Source organism: Streptomyces sp. CNH189 (genome assembly GCF_000527195.1).
This window is the reverse complement of sequence record NZ_AZUS01000002.1, coordinates 345922-365253: the sequence shown is the minus strand read 5'-3', so window position 1 is coordinate 365253 and position 19332 is coordinate 345922. Positions and strand designations below refer to the sequence as shown.

The following is a 19332-nucleotide window of genomic DNA, read 5'->3' as shown; positions in this document are numbered from 1 at the left end:
TCTAGGGCGCCGCACCGACAACCCGGGGCCGCCCCGGAAACATCACACGCTTCCCTCGCGGTCCTGCGGCGGGCACCCTCCACGCCCGCCGTCTCACCGAGAGTGACACCACGAACAAGGTCACGAAAATGTATCGGGCATATCACCCATCAACCTTCACAGGGGCCACACCAGTTGGCTACGGTGCGGTTCGGGCCGCTCGTCCCCCGCCGGCGAACCTCGCCGGGCCGCGCGGCCCCCGCCGAGTCCGTCACTGTCCGCCGTGGCAGCCGGAGCCGGGGACCCACCGAGACATGGGGTGAATCGGACCACTCCCTCAGGGAGCGGCCGTAGGGCAACCCTTCCACCGCCCGAACCCGACAGCTAACCCGGTAGGCGGAGCACGGAAGGAGTCGCCTCCCTTGGCGTCGCACCGCAAGTCGCGCACCCCGGGCACGCGCGTGGCAGGCATACGCACCCCGGCCCTGGCCACGGCCGCGCTCACCTCCGTGGCCCTGCTCTCCCAGACCGCCCAGGCCGCTCCCACGGACGACGACCGGCCGAGCCTGGAGGAGGTCGAGAAGAAGGTCGGCGACCTCTACCGCCAGGCCGAGTCGGCGACCGAGAAGTACAACGCGGCCAAGGAGAAGACCACCAAGCAGCGCAAGCGCGTCGACACCCTGCTCGACGACGTGGCCAAGCGCACCCAGTCGCTGAACGAGGCGCGCGAGGAGCTGGGCTCCTACGCCGCCGCCCAGTACCGCACCGGCGCCGGCCTCCCCGACACGGCGACGTTCCTGCTCGCACGGACCCCGCAGGACCTCTTCGACCAGCGGCGGGTGCTGGACCGGATGACCGGTCGGCAGAAGGACGCGGTCGACGACTACGTCACCCAGCAGTCCGAGACGATGAAGAAGCGCATGGAGGCCACCGAGAGCCTCCAGACGCTCACCGAGACGCAGGGCGACCTGAAGACGGCCAAGGCCACCGTCCAGAAGAAGCTCGCCGACGCGCGTGAGCTGATGGCGCGGCTGACCGCCGAGGAGAAGGCGCGGCTCGCCGCGATCGAGAAGCGGAAGCAGGAGGAGGCCGCCCGCAAGGCGGCGGAGCTGGCCCGGCAGCAGGCGGAGCAGGAGCAGGCCCGCGAGGAGGCCGCGCAGCAGGGCGGCGGCACCTCGGACGGCTCCGGGTCCACCGGCTCCGGGTCCACCGGCTCGACCGACACCCCGCCGGCCGACTCCTCGTACGGCACCAAGGCCGAGAAGACCCTCGCGTTCGCCCGCGCGCAGATCGGCAAGCCGTACGTCTGGGGCGCGACCGGGCCGGGCTCCTACGACTGCTCCGGGCTCACCCAGGCCGCCTGGAAGGCCGCCGGCGTCTCCCTGCCGCGCACCACCTACGACCAGGTGAACGCCGGCACCACCGTCCCGGTGTCCCAGGCCCAGCCCGGCGACCTGGTCTTCTTCTACGACGACGTCACCCACGTGGGCATCTACATCGGCAACGGCATGATGATCCACGCCCCGAAGCCCGGCGCCTACGTACGCGAGGAGTCCATCTACTACGACGGCGACTCCGCGATCCACAGCATCGTCCGCCCGGCCTGAGGGGCCGGAATCAGGAGCGTGTGATCCCGGGCTCGCCGCGCGTCGGCTGCCCATGGGCGCGCTGACAAGCGTGGATACGAAACCGCCGACCGGGCCGGTGAGGGCGCGGTCGGCGGGGGAGGTGGGCCCGGCTTGCCGGGACCCGGGGCTCAGGTCCAGAGGACCGCGATGAAGATGTTCGCCACGGTCAGCAGGCCGACCAGGCCGAAGACGCCCTTGTCCACCTTCTCCTCGTCCCGCTTCACGTAGACCAGACCGAGGATCACGATCAGCACGGCCAGCTTCACGCCGATCTTGATGTTGTCGACGGAGTGGTCCTGGGCCTGGTTGAGGCCCACCAGCGCCACACCGGTGACCAGCATTGTCAGCGCGCCGTGCAGCATCGCCGGGACGAAGCGGGCGGTGCCCGCGCCCATCGCCTTCATCTGGGTGAGGAAACCGCCGAGCAGCGACGCGATGCCGATGATGTGCAGACCGACGAACAGGTGGATGAGTACGTCCATGAGGCCGGAGCCTAGCCAGGGGCGTCTCATAGCATTCCGCCGCCCTCACCCTTCCCGCCTTCACCACATCGGCCATCACCCAGAGTGAGAACGAAGCACCCGGAACAAGATTGGCGTCACTTACGGTCACCCAGTGCTCCGGGGATGTCAGTTCCGCACAACCCGTATCCGATCCCGCGCGCCCCGGCCTAGCGTCCTGCACCAGGTGACCGGCTCTTCATCGCCGCTCGGACCAGGAGCGGCGGCCGGACACCACCGCCGAAGAAAGGTCCGGCGGCGGACGGCTCCCCTGTCACCCCGCCGCCGGACCGCCGGACGAGAGCCCGGCCGCGGCGGGCGGTCATGGGAAGGACGGCAGCGAGGGTGGCAGCGCACCGCAGGGTCCGACAGCGTCCGGTGGGCGGCACCACGGCCCGTACGGCCGTCACCGTCGTCCTCGCCGGAGCGGCCACCGCGGCCGGTCTCGGCGGAGCGGGACACGCCGCGCCGCAGCCGGCACCGGCCGGGGCCGACGTGGACCGGCTCCACCGCGAGGCGGAGGTCGCCGCCGAGAAGTACAACGGCGCGAAGGAGAAGGCGGACTCGGCGCGGCAGCGGCTGCGCGACCTGCAGGACGAGACGGCCCGCGCCCAGGCCCGCCTCACCACCGCGCGGGAGTCCCTGGGGACGGTCGCGGCGGCCCAGCACCGGGCCGGCGGCCTGGACCCCGCCCTGCAACTGGTCCTGTCCGACGACCCGGACGCCTACCTCGACGGCGCGGCCCTCGCCGAGCGCGCGGGCAGCCGCCGGCACGCCGAACTGGGCCGGGTGCGCGCCCAGCTGCGGGAGGTCGAGAAGCTGCGCGGTGCCGCCCGCGTCGAGGTGAAGACGCTCACCTCCCGCCGGGCCGAACTGGAGCGGCGCAAGAAGACCGTCACCGAGAAGCTGTCGTCGGCCCGGCGGCTGCTGTCCCGGATGTCACCGGAGCAGCGCGCGGGGCTCACCGGCGGCACCGACCGCGCCACGCGCTCGGCGGGCGCCCGCGAGGACACCGCCCCGGCGCAGGCCCCGAACGCCCGCGCCGCACAGGCCGTCGCCTACGCCTACCAGAAGCTGGGCAGTCCCTACGTCTGGGGCGCGACCGGGCCGGACGCCTTCGACTGCTCGGGCCTGGTCCTGGCCGCGTACCGCTCAGCGGGCGTCTCCCTGCCGCGCACCACCTACGCGCAGATCAACGCGGGCCGCCGGGTCTCGCGCTCCGAACTACTCCCCGGCGACCTGGTGTTCTTCTACTCCGGCATCAGCCACGTCGGCCTCTACGTCGGCAACGGGCAGATGGTCCACGCCCCCAACCCCTCGGCCCAGGTCCGGGTGGCCCCGGTCGACCAGATGCCCTTCGCCGGGGCGACGCGGGTGGTGTGACGGGCCCGGCCTCCGTGCCGAGGGGCGTCGCGCCGGCTCACACCAGACGGCGTGCCGTCGCCCAGCGGGTCAGCTCGTGGCGGTTGGACAGCTGGAGCTTGCGCAGCACCGCGGAGACATGGGACTCCACCGTCTTCACCGAGATGAACAGCTGCTTGGCGATCTCCTTGTACGCGTAGCCGCGGGCGATCAGCCGCAGCACCTCCCGCTCCCGCTGGGTGAGGCGGTCGAGGTCCTCGTCGACCGGCGGGGCGTCGGTCGAGGCGAAGGCGTCCAGCACGAAACCGGCCAGCCGCGGCGAGAAGACCGCGTCACCCTCCTGCACCCGGAAGATCGAGTCGATCAGGTCGGTGCCGGTGATCGTCTTGGTGACGTAGCCGCGGGCGCCGCCCCGGATGACCCCGATGACGTCCTCCGCCGCGTCCGACACGGACAGCGCGAGGAAACGCACGGGCTGCTCGGTGTCGCCCATCAACGGCGCGCAACGGCGCAGCACTTCGACGCCACCGCCGCCGGGCAGATGCACGTCGAGCAGGACCACCTCGGGGCGGGTCGCGGTGATGACCGTGACCGCCTGGTCGACGTCGGCGGCCTCGCCGACCACCTCGACGCCCGTCTGTTCGGTCTGCCCGATCTCCGCCTGGACCCCCGTACGGAACATGCGGTGGTCGTCGACGAGGACCACGCGCACGTGGCGCCCTCCGGTGCCGCCGGCCGGCTCCGCGGGCCCGGCCCCCGGTGCGGCTCCCGCAGTCCCGTTCGCTTCGGTCGGCTCGCTCATGACGTCTTCTCCGCCCTCTCCATCTCCAGCTCGACCTCCGTGCCGCCGTCCGGCACCGCGCGCAGCCGCGCCGTACCGCCGTTGCGCTCCATGCGGCCGATGATCGATTCTCTGACGCCCATGCGGTCGGCGGGTATCGAGTCGAGGTCGAACCCGGGACCGCGGTCACGGACGGACACGAACACCGTCTTCCCCTCGACCTCCGCGTAGACCTGGACCGCGCCCCCCTCGCCACCGTACTTGGCGGCGTTGACCATTGCTTCCCTCGCGGCCTGCATCTGTGCGCCGATCTTCTCGTCCAGGGGGCAGTCGCCCACGACGACGACCTCCAGGGGGACCCCGTGCTTGTCCTCGACCTCGGCGGCGTTGCGCTTCACGGCCTCGGCGAGCGTGGCGGGCTCCTCGTCCTCGTCCTTGCCGTTGCCCTCGGGCTTGTAGAGCCAGGCACGCAGGTCGCGCTCCTGGGCCCGGGCCAGCCGGCGCACCTCGCCCGCGTTGTCCGCGTTGCGCTGGATCAGCGTGAGGGTGTGCAGCACCGAGTCGTGGACGTGGGCGGCGACCTCGGCCCGCTCCTGCGCCCGGATGCGCATCAGACGCTCCTCGGAGAGGTCCTGCGTCATGCGCACCAGGTAGGGGCCCGCGAGCAGGGTGATGCCGACGAGCACCGCGAGCGCGGCCTGCAGCACCGCGCCGAGGTGGCTGCCGGAGCCCCGCAGGACGAAGATTCCGGACGCGCCCGCCGTCACCAGCAGCACACCGGCGACGGCCCGCAGCAGCGTCATCGTGCGCCGGCGGCGGCCGACCTCCATCCAGCGGGCCCGGCGCGCGTTGTCCGCCTGCCGCCACACCAGGGCCACGCCCGCGCCGACCAGGACGGTCGGCCAGAGGTAGGCCCGGGCGCCGTTGGTCAGGTCGACGCTGCCCACGAAGATCATGGCCACCACGACCATGAGGAGCAGGGCGACGATCTGTCCCTTGTCCGGTTTCCGCGTGACGAGTCTGCGCCGGCCGTCCTGGGAGGTCTCGGTGCCTGTCGGCGAGGGCGGCTTCTGCGCGTCGACGCCACCGACGCCGAGCGGGACGAAGAACCAGAACGCGGCGTACAGCAGGGCCCCGAGACCGTCGGCCATGAACAGGGCGACGAACGCGAGGCGCACCCAGATCACGGGCAGGCCGAGGTGTCCGGCGAGCCCCCGTGCCACTCCACCGAGCCAGCGTCCGTCACTGCTGCGGTAGAGCTTGCGCGGCGGCCGCGGCTCGGCGAGGGGCGCTGCTGCGGCTTCCGACATGGCAACGATGGTCACATGGCGTGGGAGTGAGGGCATCAGGGTCGGACCCTGGAACTCCCCTGATCCCGATCTCGGGGGCGGTCGGACGCTCCCCGGGCCGTCGCTCAGGGACGGATATCAGGGTCCGGCCAGGGTCGTTCCCACTGCCGCCGGGGCGGCTCGCCCGTCACCATGGACCCATGACGGATCACCAGCATGCCGCGGCGGGTCCGGGAGCGGGGCCGGACCCGCGTCCCGGGCCCCGGTCCGGCGCGACCGCCGCGGACGCTCCGCGTGCGGGCGGACGCGCGGGCCCGGGGAAGGAGGGGACGGCCGCGACGGCGGCCGGGGCCCCGGGCGGCGCGGAGCCGTCGGGCCCGGAGCGGCACTTCCGGCGCGACCGGCGGCACCAGATGTTCGGCGGGGTCTGCTCCGGGCTCGGCCGGCAGTACGACATGGACCCGGTGATCTTCCGGATCACGCTGGCGGTGCTGTCGGCCACCGGCGGCATCGGCCTGATCTTCTACGGCTTCGCCTGGCTGTTCGTCCCGTACGACGACGAGGAGGAGAACCAGGTCCGCCGGCTGCTCACCGGCCGGGTCGACGGCCACACCCTGGCGGCCGTGCTGTTCGCGCTGGTCGGCTGCGGCGTCTTCCTCTCCATGCTGAGCAACGACGGCGTGCTGAGCTTCGCCGTCATACTGTCCCTGCTGCTCGGCGGTGCCGCCTACTGGTCGCGGAGGCGCGGCACCGAGCGCCCGGACCCCATAGCCGCACAGGCCGCCGCCGACGCCCCGCCGGAGCCCCAGGCCCCGCCGGTCCCGGCCGCCTATCCGTCGTGGTGGCGCGAGCCCATCGTCAAGGACGGCACCTATGTCGGGGGGACGGGCTATCTGTGGGGCCCCGAGGACTCCCGCGACCTGGACATCGCCACCGCCGTGGGCGTCGGCGTCCGCTCCGGTACCCGTGGGGGCGTCCGGGACGGCGTGCGTCCGCCGCAGGCGCGCCCGCCGAAGCAGCGCGGGCCACGCGGGATCGGCGGCTGGGTGTTCCTGTTCGCCCTGCTCGCGGCCGGCCTGGGCATCGGCCTGACCTGGGACACGCAGCCCCTCGGCACCAGCCTGCAGACCGGTCTGGCCGCCGCCCTCGGTGTCACCGGCCTCGGTGTGGCCGTCAGCGCCTTCCTCGGCCGCACGGGAGCCGGATCGATCGTCCTCGCGATCCTCACGGCGGGTCTGCTCGCGGGTTCCACCGCCGTGCCCGAGGACATCGGCACCGACTGGACCCGCACCGGCTGGCAGCCCGCCTCGGTCGCCCAGATACGCCCGCTGTACGACCTGGGCGCGGGCGAGGGCGAGCTGGACCTGTCGGCGGTCCGTGTCCCGCCGGGCGACACCGTCTCCACCCAGGTCGAGGTGGGACTGGGCCGGATCCATGTGATCGTCCCCCGGGACGTGACCGTCCGGTTGAACGTCGAGGTGGGAGTGGGTGACATCCAGTTGCCGGGCGACGGACGGAAGGACGTGGACGTGGCACCGGGCAAGCACCAGCGGATGACCCTGGAGCCGCCCGCCGGCGCCGCGAAGTCCGGCACGCTCCGCCTCGACCTCAGGGTCGGCGCGGGACAGGCGGAGGTGACCCGTGCTGCGTCATGAGTTCCAGCCCGGCAGGCTGGTCGCCGGTACCGCTCTGATCGCCGCCGCCGTCGTCTACGGCGGTGACGCGGGCGGCGTCTGGGACATCCCCTGGTTCGTGGTGATCCCGGTCGTCGTGGGTGGCCTGTGTCTGGCCGGTGCGGTGGGTCTGGTGACCGGACAGGCGCGCCGCCGCCGCGCCCGTCGGATCCCCGAGAAGCCGACGCCGACAACCGACGGCTGACAGCCGACAGCCGACAGCCGACAGCCGACAGCCGACAGCCGACAGCCGACAGCCGACAGCCGACAGGAGGTTATGCGACGCCGCGTCGCCGTCGGGCGCGCAGGACGGCGTCCACGGAGAGCAGCGGTGCCCCCGCCAGGATCAGCGGGATCCAGCCCATGAGGTAGGGCAGGTCGTTGCCGTAGTAGTACGGGTCGGCGGCCCAGCTCACGGTCAGCCACAGGCTGAGCGAGATCAGCGCGCCGCCGAGGGCGGCGATCCGGGTGAGCAGGCCGAGCAGGGCGCCGATCCCGACGGCCAGCTCGCCGAAGGCGATGGCGTACCCGAAGCCGACGGGGCTCTCCAGCGCCATGTCGACCAGCCCGGGGATGGCGGAGGAGTCCCGGACGGCGCGCATCATGTCGCCGATCGATCCGGCCCCCGAGTCCTTCAGGAAGGCGCTGTCGGTGAGCTTGTCGAGACCGGCGTAGACGAAGGTGACGCCGAGGAAGATCCGCAAGGGCAGCAGGGCGTAGCGGGCGGCGCGGTCCCGCAGGTCGCCGTCGCCGTCGGGACGGGGGGAGTACGTGTCTGCGCGCATGCCGTGCGTCATCTCGTCCGCTGCCTCTCACTGCCGGGCCCACCTGGACAGACCGAACGTACGGCACCCGGCGCCGGTTGAACCCGGCCGACAGCGTTTTCTCAGGAAGCGGATCGCCCCCCGGCGCCCGTCCGCCCTGTCCGCCCTCCGTCCGCCCCGGTCCGGCCCCTCCGTCCGCCCCGGTCCAGCCCCTCCGTCCGCCCCGGTCCAGCCCCTCCGTCCGCCCCGGTCCAGCCCCTCCGTCCGCTCCGCTCCGGCCGCTACTCGGTGACGTCGATGGCGTACCGGTGGGTCTCCACGCCGGCCGCCGTGACGACCTGCACCTCGACCCGGCCGGGCTCCACCTCCGCGGGCACGGGCACCGTCAGCAGGTCGTCGGCGGGATTGTCGAAGCCGCCCACCACCGGCACCAGCGGCACATGGACGTTCACCGCGCCGACGCGTACCACCATGCGCGCCAGCCGGTCCGCGCCCTGCGCCCCGGCCGGCACGAAGCCGGTGCCCCGGATCTCGATGTCGTCGCCGGTCCGGATCGGGCCGTCCAGGTCGCCGGCCTCCCGGGCCCGCACCACCGACAGGATCACCGGACGTCCGCCCTCGGCGTACTTGCCCGCGAGGTAGGTGCCCGCCGACACCAGAACCACCACGGCCAGCCCCCACGGCAGGTCCGGCAGCTGGTCCGGCCGGCGCGCCAGCCGCACCGCCGCGAACGCCAGGGCGACGGCGTTGATCACGACGTACTGGATGTCGGCGAAGGAGCCCCGCCCGGAGTCGTCGGTGAGCAGGTCCGCCGCCCTCGGCCGGTGGGCGCGCACCTTCTGCAGCCGCTGCCCCTGCACCCGCAGCCCGACCACCCGGCGCACCAGCACCGCGATCCCGCTCACCACCGCCAGCACGGTCACCACACCGGCGCCGCGGGCGAGGTCGAGGCCGTCGATCAGCGTGTCCCGCTCCCGGGGCCCGGAGGCCGCAGCGAGCCGGCCCGCCAGCACGAGCACGGCGAAGGCGAGGAACAGCACCCAGGATGCGGCGACCGCGCGGGACGTGGAGAGGCGGTTGTCCTCCCCGACGACCGGGGCCAGCGCACCACCGCGCGCCCGGTGGAACCAGGAGGCCGCGGTGAGCGCCCCCGCGACCAGCACCGCGGCCAGCAGCCCGGCCGTGCGCGCGCTGGTCCACCCGGCGCCGATCGCCGTGAGCGCCTGCCCGAGCAACAGCAGGACGACGCCCGCCCAGACCACCACGGCGGTCCGCCGCCACAGCCGGGCCAGCCAGGCCGCGCCCTCGGCCCGGCCGCGTTCGGCGACGGCCTCGGCGGCCTGGGCGAGTTCCTCGGAGACCCACTGCCGGGAGGCGGACGCGGAGTGGGCCACCGCGGCCGGAAGGCCCTGTCCGGTGGCGTACTCGTCCCGCTTCAGCAGGAACGCGGCGACCGCGCGCCGATGCCCCTCACGTGCCCCGTGCGGACAGTCCCCGCAGGTGCAGCCACCCTCGTGGGCGGCCCCGTCCGCGCCGCCCTGTCTCGCCTCCTGCACCGCCACGCCCGCAGCCGCCTTCCCCACACCCGACATCTCGACACACCACCACGACCGGCGTCGGTGACCGCGTCGGCGACCACCGGACAACTCCCCCGTGACGAGAGCGAATTGTGCCCTACGACACGGCCCGTCCGTCCCTCGGCCCCGGTCGCCACGGGTGAACCCGCGGACGCCGGGTTGACGCACCGCGACCGGCGGCGGACACCGCACGCGTTCAGTCCAGCAGATCGGGCTCGCTGCGGGTGATGTCCCGCCACATGGGCTGGTAGTTGATCCACGCCACCAGGTCCCCGCCCAGCTGCTCCCGGGTGGCGACCGCCTGCCGGTGGTCGATCAGCACGGGCCGGCCCGCCGCCCGCGCGGTGAGCTGCACCTGGCAGGAGCGTTCCATGGTCACGAACCACCAGGCGGCCGCGTCCACCGAGTCGCCCACGGTGAGCAGCCCGTGGTTGCGCAGCACCAGCGCCTTGCGGGAGCCGAGCGCGGCGGCGATGCGCCGGCCCTCCTCGGGGTCGACGGTGACCGAGGTGTAGGCGTCGTAGAGGGCGTGGTCCTCGTAGAAGGCGCAGCTCTCCTGGGTGATCGGGTCGAGCAGTTCGCCCAGGGCGGCGAGGGCGCGGCCGTGCACCGAGTGGCAGTGGGCGACGGCGACGACGTCGGGCCGGGCCGCGTGCACCTGGACGTGCACGGCGAAGGCGGCCTGGTTGACGTGGTAGCCGCCCTCGACGACCTGGCCGTCGTGGTTGGCGAGCACCAGGTCGCTCACCGTGACGTGCCGGAACGGCATGCCGAACGGGTTGACCCAGAAGCAGTCGCTGAACTCGGGGTCGCGTGCGGTGATGTGCCCGGAGACACCGTCCTCGTAGCCGAGCCGCCCGAACAGCCGCAACGCTCCCGCCAGCCGCTCCTTACGGTGCTTCCGCTCGTCCTCGACGGACTCGTGCATGGGCGGCATGGCGAACTGCAGCTTGTCGGTGGGCAGCGGCAGGGGCGGAGTGGGCCCGTGCATGAGTCCTCCCGCAGGGGGTTCGCGTACGGGGCGGAAGTTACCCGTGGGCCGCGCCGTACGACAGCTCTGTTCCGTAACACCGGGTACCCGCGGATAACCGACAGAAGATGTCGGGTATCCGCGCCACACTCGTCCCATGAGCACGAACACGGACAGTACGGACACAGGCAGTACGGACACAGGCAGTACGGACAAGGGCAGTACGGACAAGGGCAGTGGGGACACGGACGGCACGGACACGAAGTCCGGCGCCGGCGTGAGCTGGCGGTCCTTCGCCACGGCCGAACCCGGACTGGCGAGAACCGTCGAGGAGCGTTTCGCCGCCCACACCCACCACGTCCTCGCGACCCTGCGCAGGGACGGCTCACCGCGCACGACGGGCCTGGAGGTCCGTTTCGTGGACGGGGAGCTGTGGTTCGGCATGATGCCGGACTCCCTGAAGGCGCTGGACGTGCGGCGCGACCCCCGTTTCGCACTCCAGGCCAATCCGGGCGAGGGCACGGCCATGGGCGGCGGGGACGTGCGGATCGCCGGCCGGGCGGTCGAGGTCCCGGAGGAGGACACGGGGACCCGGTCCAGGTACGCCGAAGAGGTGGAACCGCCGGAGCCGTTCCACCTCTTCCGCACCGAGATCACGGAGGTCGTACGGACCTCCGTGGAGGACGAGAAGTTCCTCGTCGTCCAGGTCTGGAAGCCCGGAGAGCCGGTGCGCACCCTCAAACGGACGTGACCGCGGGGACTACTCCCACTCGATGGTGCCTGGTGGCTTGGACGTGACGTCCAGGACGACGCGGTTGACGTCCCGCACCTCGTTGGTGATCCGGGTGGAGATCTTCCCGAGGACGTCGTACGGCAGCCGCGACCAGTCGGCGGTCATGGCGTCCTCGCTGGAGACCGGGCGCAGCACGATCGGGTGACCGTAGGTGCGGCCGTCGCCCTGGACGCCGACGCTGCGGACGTCCGCGAGCAGCACCACCGGGCACTGCCAGATGTCCCGGTCCAGGCCGGCCGCGGTGAGCTCCTCGCGGGCGATGGCGTCGGCGTCGCGGAGCAGGTCGAGCCGCTCCTTGGTGACCTCGCCGACGATGCGGATGCCGAGGCCGGGGCCCGGGAAGGGCTGGCGGTGGACGATCTCCTCGGGCAGGCCGAGCTCCTGGCCGACCATCCGGACCTCGTCCTTGAACAGCTGGCGCAGCGGCTCGATCAGCTTGAACTCGAGGTCCTCGGGCAGGCCGCCCACGTTGTGGTGGGACTTGATGTTGGCGGTGCCGGTGCCGCCGCCGGACTCGACGACGTCCGGGTAGAGGGTGCCCTGCACCAGGAACTCCACCGCGGGGCCCTCATCGGCGATGATCTCGGCCTGGGCCTGCTCGAAGACCCGGATGAACTCCCGGCCGATGATCTTCCGCTTCTCCTCGGGGTCGGAGACGCCCTTCAGGGCGGTGAGGAAGCGGTCCTCGGCGTCGACGACCTTCAGCTGGACGCCGGTCGCGGCGACGAAGTCCTTCTCGACCTGCTCGGTCTCGCCCTTGCGCATCAGGCCGTGGTCGACGTAGACGCAGGTCAGCTGCGAACCGATGGCCTTCTGCACCAGGGCGGCGGCGACGGCGGAGTCCACACCGCCGGACAGGCCGCAGATGGCGCGCCTGTCGCCGACCAGCTCGCGGATGGCGGCCACCTGCTCGTCGATGACGTTGCCGGTGGTCCAGTTCGGCTCGATGCCCGCGCCCCGGTACAGGAAGTGCTCCAGCACCTGCTGCCCGTGCGTGGAGTGCATCACCTCGGGGTGGTACTGGACGCCGTAGAGCTTCTTCTCGTCGTTCTCGAAGGCTGCGACCGGCACGACGTCGGTGGACGCGGTGACGGTGAAGCCCTCGGGGGCGGCGGAGCAGGCGTCGCCGTGCGACATCCAGACCGCCTGCTCCTCGGGGGTGCCCTCGAAGAGGGTGGAGGAGTTCCTGGCGACGCGCAGGTCGGTGCGGCCGTACTCACGGGCGCCGGTGTTGTCCACCTGGCCGCCCAGGGTCTGCGCCATGAGCTGGAAGCCGTAGCACATGCCGAAGACGGGGACGCCGGCCTCGAACAGCTCGCGGTCGAGGCGGGGGGCACCCTCCTCGTACACGGACGAGGGGCCGCCGGAGAGGATGATCGCCGCAGGGTTCTTGGCGAGGATGTCCGCGACCGGCATGGTGCTCGGCACGATCTCGCTGTAGACCCGCGCCTCGCGGACGCGACGGGCGATGAGCTGGGCGTACTGCGCGCCGAAGTCGACGACCAGGACGGTGTCGGGCGCGTTGGCAGCGGGAGTCGCTGATGACACGAGGTGCCTTCCGGCGGTGGGGAGGGGGTCTTGTGCCTCCCGATTCTACCGAGGTGGCGGCGGTGTCGGTCCCGGCCCGGGGACCGCCCGGCTCCGCGGACCCCCGTCTCAGCATCCGGCCGCGCTTTGGACGGACCCGCCCCGCGGGGCATACTGGCCGCATGCTCACGCACCCGACCTTCCTCTTTACCTATGGCACCCGGCCCGCCGGCTGCCATGGTCGTGCTGCTTGAGCAACTGACAAGCGACTTCCCAGGCGCCCCGGGCCGACAAGGTCCGGGGCGCCTGTCGTTCTCCCGGACCGTGTCGCTCCGGAGGCTCCGCACCACCACCCAGCGAGGAGCCCGAGATGACCGCCACCACCACGGAACCCACCGAGAAGACCGGCGCCCGCACCGCCGAGGCCGCCGATCTGATCAGCGACGCCCGCGAGCGGATCGACGCGCTCGACGACCGGATCATCGGTCTGGTGCAGGAACGGATGGCCGTGTCGGCCGTGATCCAGAAGGAACGGATCGCCTCCGGGGGCCGCCGGGTGAACCTCTCCCGCGAGATGGAGATTCTCGCCACCTACCGGAACGCCCTCGGCAAGCCGGGCACCGCGCTCGCCATGACTCTGCTGGAGCTGTGCCGGGGCAAGATCTGACTCCGCGAGCTGGATCCTCGGCCCGAATCCGCGATCCGAATCCGCGATCCGACTCCGCGATCCAACTCCGCGAGCTGAATCCGCGTCCCCGGTACTGAAGACGCGTTCCCGGTACTGACGTACGCATCTCCTCTCACCCGTCCGGCGCGTGACCGGCGGCCCGGGCGGGTCGTTGGTACCGGTGTCCGCGCCAGCCAGGGGCGGGCCGGAGCAGCACCACGTGTGGCTCGCCGGAGCGATGAGACGTACGGGTCATGCCGTACGTCGTGGGACCTCGCTCGGGAAAAGGTGGCCGGGCGGCAGGGGACAGCCGTCCCGGTCACGCGAGAAAACGGCCGGCTCCGGGGACGCCCGGAGCCGGCCGACGCATGTTCCGGCACCCGTCCGGCCGTGAGCCTCCCTCCGAGCACGCCCATGTGATCCACGTCACGTAAAGATTTCGTGAGAGTCAGGACAACCATCCGCGGGGCTCGGTGATCGAACTCACCGACATCTCAGGGATCACACCTGTGCGCCCCACACGGAGGCGCTTCCCCCGTGCCGCGACCGCGCGGCACACCGGACTCACCGAGGTCTTCATGAAGCTTCGCCGCGCCCTGGCCGCAGCGGCCGCGACGGCAGCGACAGTCCCCGCCGCGCTGCTCGCGGCCCCGGCCGCCCACGCGACCAACCCCGCGCCCGCCACCTCCGTGAGCCGGTCCGCGGAGGACGGCACCACCGAGACCTCCGCCTCGGCCTCCCCGTCCACGACGGAGTCCGAGCCGGCCGGCGCGCCGGAGACCGAGGAGACGCAGCCCGGCTCCGGCACCGACGAGACCTCGTCCGCGCCGGCCACCCCGTCCGCGACCGTCTCCACCACCACCTCGCCGTCGGCCGGCACCCCCACGCCGAGCCCGAGCGCGAGCACCCCGGTCGAGGAGGACCCCGAGCTCTGCGTCGACGAGGACGGCGAGAGCACCGCCGGGCTCAGCGCGGACCTCCGCAGCGGTCTGTCGAGCCTGCCGGAGACGGTCGTCGCGGGCAGCGGCTGGACCACCTTCTCCTTCGACGTCTCCAACCGGGGCGACGAGGAGATCAAGAACATCAAGCCGCTGATCGGCGTGGCGGCCATCGGCTGGGAGGACGCCCGGGACTACTCCGGCAAGATCACGGTCCAGGCGTACGACAAGGGCACCGGCAAGTGGAACACGCTCGCGGAGGCCGCGGGCGAGGGCGCCACGTTCGCCGCGTTCCCGCTCGGCGCGGGCCAGTCCGTCTCGTACCCGCTGCGGCTCTCCGTGAGCGGCCAGGTGCCGGACGCGCTCGGCCTCACCGGCGGTTTCGCCGAGTACGCGGACACCGAGGGCTGCTGGGTCGCCGACGACCCGAACGGCTGGCTGTACTTCTTCGACATCCTGGCGGCCGGCTCCGACGCCGGTGAGCCGGACGACGCCAAGCCGCAGACCGGCGGCGTCAAGGAGCTCGACAAGGTCAGCGAGGTGAAGGTCACCGGCAGCCTCGCCGAGACCGGCTCGAACTCCGCCCTGCCGGTGATCGGCCTGGTCGGCGGCGCCGTCGTCGTGGCCGGTGCCGGTGCGCTGGTCGTGGTCCGCCGGCGCGGGGCCGGTGCCGAGGCGTAACACCACCCGCCCGCGCCTCGCGCGGCAGCACTCAGGACAAGGGGAAAGGACCTGAGCTCGGAGGGGGGCACAGGTCCTTTCCTCTTCGACGTGTGCCGGCCGTTCCCACGGCCGGCACCGCGCTACTTCTTCGGCGGCATCGCCGGCATCCCCAGGAACGGCAGCTTCAGCGCACCGAACGCGTCCGCCGGGACGGCCGGGGCCTTCGGCTCGACCGCCGACAGCCGCCGGTACTCCTCCCCCTGTGCCGGACGCGGGTCGGCCTCGCCCTTGTTGGGCCAGAACGACATCGCCCGCTCCGCCTGCGCCGTGATCGTCAGCGAGGGGTTGACGCCGAGGTTCGCGGAGACGGCCGCCCCGTCCACCACCGAGATGCCCGGGTGGCCGTACAGCCGGTGGTACGGGTCGATCACGCCGGTCTCACGGGAGTCGCCTATCGCGCAGCCGCCGAGGAAGTGGGCGGTCAGCGGCATGCCCGTCAGCTCACCGACGTTGGAGCCGGCGAATCCGTTGATCTCGGCGGCCAGCGTGGACGCGCCGTCGCTCGCCGCCTTGATCTGCTTGGGGTTCGGCGCGCCATGGCCCTGGCGCGCGGTGAGCAGCCCGCGGCCGACCCCGGACGGCTTGAGGTACGTCGTCAGGGAGTTGTCCAGCGACTGCATCACCAGGCCGATGATGGTCCGCTCCGACCAGCGCCGGTTGGACAGCGACCGCAACAGCAGCCAGGGGTGCCGGGCCGCGTTGCCCAGCCAGCCCAGCACCCGGACCGCGCCCGAGGCGTTGTCGGCGTAGGGCACCTGGAGGATGGACAGCGAGCCCATCGAGTTGGAGCCCTTGCCGTAGCGGACCGGCTCTATGTGGGTGTTCTCGTCGGGGTGGATCGAGGACGTGATGGCCACGCCGCGGGTGAAGTCGGCCTTGGGCTCGCCGGTGACCTTGCGGTAGCGGCGGTCGTCGGTCTGCGCGCCCACCAGGGCCTCGGAGTTGGTGCGGGTCATCTCGCCCAGCCGCTCCGAGAGGTGCGGGAGCTGTCCGCCCGTCCGCATCCGGTGCAGCAGCGTCTGGGTGCCGTAGGTGCCGGCCGCCAGCACGATCCGGCGGGCGGTGAAGGTACGGCCCCTGTCCTTGCGGCGGTCGTGCGTCGGGAGGGTGGCGACGGCGAACCCGCCGCGCGAGTCCTCCGTCACCGACACCACCGTCGTCATCGGGTGCACGACCGCGCCCGCCTTCTCGGCGAGGTACAGGTAGTTCTCGTTGAGGGTGTTCTTCGCGCCGTGCCGGCAGCCGGTCATGCACTCGCCGCACTCGGCGCAGGCCCGCCGCGAGGGTCCCGCGCCGCCGAAGTAGGGGTCGGGCACCTCCTGTCCCGGCTTCGCCTTCGCCGTCCCGTCGGCGTCCTCGCCGTCGCCGAAGAACACCCCGACGGGTGCCATGTGGAAGGTGTCGCCCACGCCCATCCGCTGGGCCGCCGCCTTCAGGTGCACGTCCGAGGGGGTCATCGTCGGGTTGAGCCGCACCCCGAGCATGCGCCGCGCCTGGTCGTAGTACGGCGCCAGCTCGTCCTGCCAGTCGGTGATGCCGCCCCACTGGGGGTCCTCGAAGAACGGCTTCGGCGGGACGTAGAGGGTGTTGGCGTAGTTCAGCGAACCGCCGCCGACACCCGCGCCCGCCAGCACCATCACGTTGCCCAGCAGGTGGATGCGCTGGATGCCGTACATGCCGAGCTTGGGGGCCCAGAGGTAGTTCTTCAGGTCCCAGGAGTTCTTCGGCAGCGACTCCCGGGTCCAGCGGCGGCCGGCCTCCAGCACGCCGACGCGGTAGCCCTTCTCGGTCAGCCGGAGCGCCGAGACGGAACCGCCGAAGCCCGATCCGACGACGAGGACGTCGTAGTCGTATCCGGCGTCGTCGTCCGGGGCGGGGGCGGGGTTCTCCTGTGACACGTGCTCTCCTCGTCGAAAGCTCTTTCGGAAGCGGGGTGCCGGGGGGCGGACCTGGCGGGGGTGACTCGGCGGAGGCGCCGGAGGGCCTAGCGGAACCGGAACGCCTTCATCAGGCGCAGGCTGCGGCTCATGAAGGCCGCGTACTTCTCGTCGTCCATGCCGAGCGACGGCGCCATCGGCAGCACCCGCTGCTGGGCGACGGTCTGGGCCTCGGTGTACTTGAGGATCCCCTCGGAGCCGTGCCGGCGGCCGAGACCGGAGTCCTTCATGCCGCCCATCGGGGACTGGACGCTGCCGTACGCGGGCGCGTAGCCCTCGTTGACGTTCACCGTGCCGGTGCGCAGGCGGGCGGCGACCGCGCGGCCGCGCCGGGCGTCCTTCGTCCACACCGAGGAGTTCAGCCCGTACGGCGTGCCGTTGGCGCGCTCGACCGCCTCGTCCTCGGAGGAGAAGCGGTAGACCGAGACGACCGGGCCGAAGGTCTCCTCCGTGCACACGCTCATCGGGCTCTCGACGCCGTCGAGGATGGTCGGCTCGTAGAAGTAGGGGCCGATGTCCGGGCGCGCGGTGCCGCCGGCGAGCACCTGGGCGCCCTTGGCGACGGCGTCCTCGACGTGCCGGGTCACCGCGTCCAGCTGGCGCTGCCCGACCAGGGAGCCCATGTCGGCGCCGTAGGCGAGGGAGGTGCCCAGGCGCAGCGCCTTGGTGCGGGCGGAGAAGCGCTCCAGGAAGGCGTCGGCGACGGCCTCGTGGACGTAGAGCCGCTCGATGGAGATGCAGAGCTGGCCGGCGGAGGAGAAGCAGGCCCGGACCGCGCCGGCGGCGGCCTTGTCCAGGTCGGCGTCCTCCAGCACCAGCATGGCGTTCTTGCCGCCGAGTTCGAGGGAGACGCCGACCAGGCGGGCGGCGGCGCTCTGGGCGACCTCGCGGCCGGTGCGGGTGGAGCCGGTGAAGGAGACGTAGTCGGCGTGCCGGACCACCTCGGGGCCGACGACCGGGCCCTCGCCGAGGACCACCTGGAACACGTCGGCGGGCAGGCCCGCCTCGATCAGCAGGTCACGGGCCCACAGCGCGGTCAGGCAGGTCTCCGTGTCGGGCTTCATCACGACGGCGTTGCCCGCGACGAGCGCCGGCAGCGCGTCGCCGACGGAGAGTTCGAGGGGGTAGTTCCACGGCGCGATCTGGCCGATCACACCGCGCGGGTGGCGCAGCTCCGTGACCTTCGTCAGCACCGGCATGGCGCCCGCGTGCCGCTTGGGCCGCAGGTAGGCGGCGGCCCGGCGGCCGTAGTGGCGGGCGGCGACGACGACCGCCTGGACCTCCTCGTGGGCGTGCAGGCGGGCCTTGCCCGTCTCCAGCTGGATCAGGTCCAGCACCTCGGCCTGGCGGCTCAGCACCAGGTCGTGGAAGCGCAGCAGCACGGCGGCGCGGTCCCGGACGGGGACCTTCGCCCACACGGCCTGGGCGGCGCGGGCCGCCTCGTACGCCTTCGCCACGTCCTCGGGCGTCGACTCGGGGAGGTCGGCGAGCTTCTCGCCGGTGAAGGGCGTGTGGCTGGCGGTGCGGCCGGAGCCCACCACGCCCTTGGTCAGCTGGGCGATCAGCTCCGGCGTGACCACGTCGGCAGCGGTGCGTGCGCCCTGGGGGGCGGGGGCCAGGGGGTTGGTGCCGGTCGTTGCCCGGGTCTGCGCGTCCGTCATGAGGCGCAGGGTATGCCCGGGCGCACACTTTGTGTACCCGTCGGTAACAGATTCCCTCAGGCCTCACACAATGCCAGTGAACGCTGGCAACGCAGCCGCTGATCAGCACGTTGCCCTCACGCCCGCCCGGAACCCCGTGTGACACCGGTCCGCCCCCGACCGCGCCACCGCCCCACCGGCCCACCGGCCCACCGGAAGCCCGGTCCGCAGCACCGGCCCACCGACTCGCGGGGGGCCTGACCGCACCACTCGCCCACCGCCCACCGGGACCCCGGCCGCACGCCGACCTGGCCACCGGTCCTGGGTCCGGACCGGCAGGGCGGCTCCGGCCGGACTCGGACCGCCACGGGACGCCGGCCGGGCCTGGCCCCCGACTCCCCGGGACATGGGGCGGGGGCGCCACGGGGAGCGGCGCCTACGGCCACGACGGGCACCGCCGCTTCGCAGCCGCGCGGTGTGCACGAACCGCCGCCCGCCGGCCGGGCAGCCGTTCCATCGCGGGGGCGCCCAGGGTCGCCCCCGCGGCCGGTGGGCGGGGCGCCGGGTGTCGGGCGGTGGGCGGC

General features: G+C 72.7%; 16 protein-coding genes and 1 riboswitch. Of the genes, 7 read left to right on the top strand and 9 right to left on the bottom strand.

Translation table 11 applies throughout. From position 1 onward, the window contains the following. Positions 1 to 248 precede the first annotated feature (248 nt). A riboswitch (cyclic di-AMP (ydaO/yuaA leader) is annotated at positions 249 to 393 on the top strand. An 8-nt stretch (positions 394 to 401) separates the two neighbouring features. After that, positions 402 to 1586, top strand: coding sequence for a C40 family peptidase (locus tag B100_RS0104605; RefSeq protein ID WP_024883270.1), 1185 nt, complete (start codon positions 402 to 404; stop codon positions 1584 to 1586). A 149-nt stretch (positions 1587 to 1735) separates the two neighbouring features. Here B100_RS0104605 and B100_RS0104600 read toward each other — a convergent pair whose 3' ends face one another. Next, a complete protein-coding gene (locus B100_RS0104600; RefSeq protein WP_024883269.1) occupies positions 1736 to 2089 on the bottom strand; it encodes a hypothetical protein in 354 nt (117 codons plus the stop codon). Between the two features lie 363 nt (positions 2090 to 2452). On the opposite strand from B100_RS0104600, the gene B100_RS0104595 reads away from it, so the two are divergent. Next, positions 2453 to 3490: a C40 family peptidase gene (locus tag B100_RS0104595; RefSeq protein WP_024883268.1), complete on the top strand. Its 1038-nt coding sequence runs from the start codon at positions 2453 to 2455 to the stop codon at positions 3488 to 3490. Between the two features lie 37 nt (positions 3491 to 3527). Here the strand turns inward: B100_RS0104595 and B100_RS0104590 are convergent, their stop codons facing one another. Together B100_RS0104590 and B100_RS0104585 are read right to left on the bottom strand one after the other, a co-directional pair. Then, positions 3528 to 4271 carry a LuxR C-terminal-related transcriptional regulator gene (locus tag B100_RS0104590; protein WP_024883267.1) on the bottom strand — a complete coding sequence of 248 codons (744 nt, stop codon included), beginning with the start codon at positions 4269 to 4271 and terminating at the stop codon, positions 3528 to 3530. After that, positions 4268 to 5560: an ATP-binding protein gene (locus B100_RS0104585; protein ID WP_024883266.1), complete on the bottom strand. Its 1293-nt coding sequence runs from the start codon at positions 5558 to 5560 to the stop codon at positions 4268 to 4270. Before B100_RS0104585 ends, B100_RS0104590 begins: the two co-directional genes overlap by 4 nt. Positions 5561 to 5739: 179 nt before the next feature. Here B100_RS0104585 and B100_RS0104580 point away from each other — a divergent pair, with 179 nt between their 5' ends. Continuing rightward, positions 5740 to 7194, top strand: coding sequence for a PspC domain-containing protein (locus tag B100_RS0104580; protein WP_024883265.1), 1455 nt, complete (start codon positions 5740 to 5742; stop codon positions 7192 to 7194). Beyond that, positions 7181 to 7417 (top strand): hypothetical protein, encoded by a 237-nt coding sequence (locus B100_RS0104575; RefSeq protein ID WP_024883264.1) that lies wholly within the window; start codon positions 7181 to 7183, stop codon positions 7415 to 7417. Before B100_RS0104580 ends, B100_RS0104575 begins: the two co-directional genes overlap by 14 nt. 70 nt (positions 7418 to 7487) lie before the next feature. On the opposite strand, the gene B100_RS0104570 is transcribed toward B100_RS0104575, so the two are convergent. The 3 genes from B100_RS0104570 to B100_RS0104560 form a co-directional block, all read right to left on the bottom strand. After that, complete coding sequence (locus B100_RS0104570; protein WP_024883263.1) at positions 7488 to 8009, bottom strand: DoxX family protein; 522 nt, start codon at positions 8007 to 8009, stop codon at positions 7488 to 7490. 248 nt (positions 8010 to 8257) lie between these two features. Next, positions 8258 to 9538 (bottom strand): hypothetical protein, encoded by a 1281-nt coding sequence (locus B100_RS0104565; protein WP_024883262.1) that lies wholly within the window; start codon positions 9536 to 9538, stop codon positions 8258 to 8260. A 211-nt stretch (positions 9539 to 9749) separates the two neighbouring features. Beyond that, the gene (locus B100_RS0104560; RefSeq protein WP_024883261.1) at positions 9750 to 10544 is read right to left on the bottom strand and encodes a class II aldolase/adducin family protein; all 795 of its coding nucleotides are present in this window, start codon (positions 10542 to 10544) and stop codon (positions 9750 to 9752) included. Positions 10545 to 10680: 136 nt separating this feature from the next. Between B100_RS0104560 and B100_RS0104555 the strand changes: the two genes are divergently transcribed. Continuing rightward, positions 10681 to 11274, top strand: coding sequence for a pyridoxamine 5'-phosphate oxidase family protein (locus B100_RS0104555; protein ID WP_078540715.1), 594 nt, complete (start codon positions 10681 to 10683; stop codon positions 11272 to 11274). A 9-nt stretch (positions 11275 to 11283) separates the two neighbouring features. On the opposite strand, the gene guaA is transcribed toward B100_RS0104555, so the two are convergent. After that, positions 11284 to 12864, bottom strand: coding sequence for a glutamine-hydrolyzing GMP synthase (gene guaA / locus B100_RS0104550; protein WP_024883259.1), 1581 nt, complete (start codon positions 12862 to 12864; stop codon positions 11284 to 11286). Between the two features lie 349 nt (positions 12865 to 13213). On the opposite strand from guaA, the gene B100_RS0104545 reads away from it, so the two are divergent. Next, positions 13214 to 13510 (top strand): chorismate mutase, encoded by a 297-nt coding sequence (locus B100_RS0104545; RefSeq protein ID WP_024883258.1) that lies wholly within the window; start codon positions 13214 to 13216, stop codon positions 13508 to 13510. Positions 13511 to 14088: 578 nt separating this feature from the next. Further along, positions 14089 to 15129 carry an LAETG motif-containing sortase-dependent surface protein gene (locus tag B100_RS0104540; protein ID WP_024883257.1) on the top strand — a complete coding sequence of 347 codons (1041 nt, stop codon included), beginning with the start codon at positions 14089 to 14091 and terminating at the stop codon, positions 15127 to 15129. 122 nt (positions 15130 to 15251) lie between these two features. Here B100_RS0104540 and B100_RS0104535 read toward each other — a convergent pair whose 3' ends face one another. Then, positions 15252 to 17069 carry a GMC family oxidoreductase gene (locus B100_RS0104535; protein ID WP_024883256.1) on the bottom strand — a complete coding sequence of 606 codons (1818 nt, stop codon included), beginning with the start codon at positions 17067 to 17069 and terminating at the stop codon, positions 15252 to 15254. A gap of 86 nt (positions 17070 to 17155) precedes the next feature. Beyond that, positions 17156 to 18769: a succinic semialdehyde dehydrogenase gene (locus B100_RS0104530; RefSeq protein WP_024883255.1), complete on the bottom strand. Its 1614-nt coding sequence runs from the start codon at positions 18767 to 18769 to the stop codon at positions 17156 to 17158. Positions 18770 to 19332: the final 563 nt, after the last annotated feature.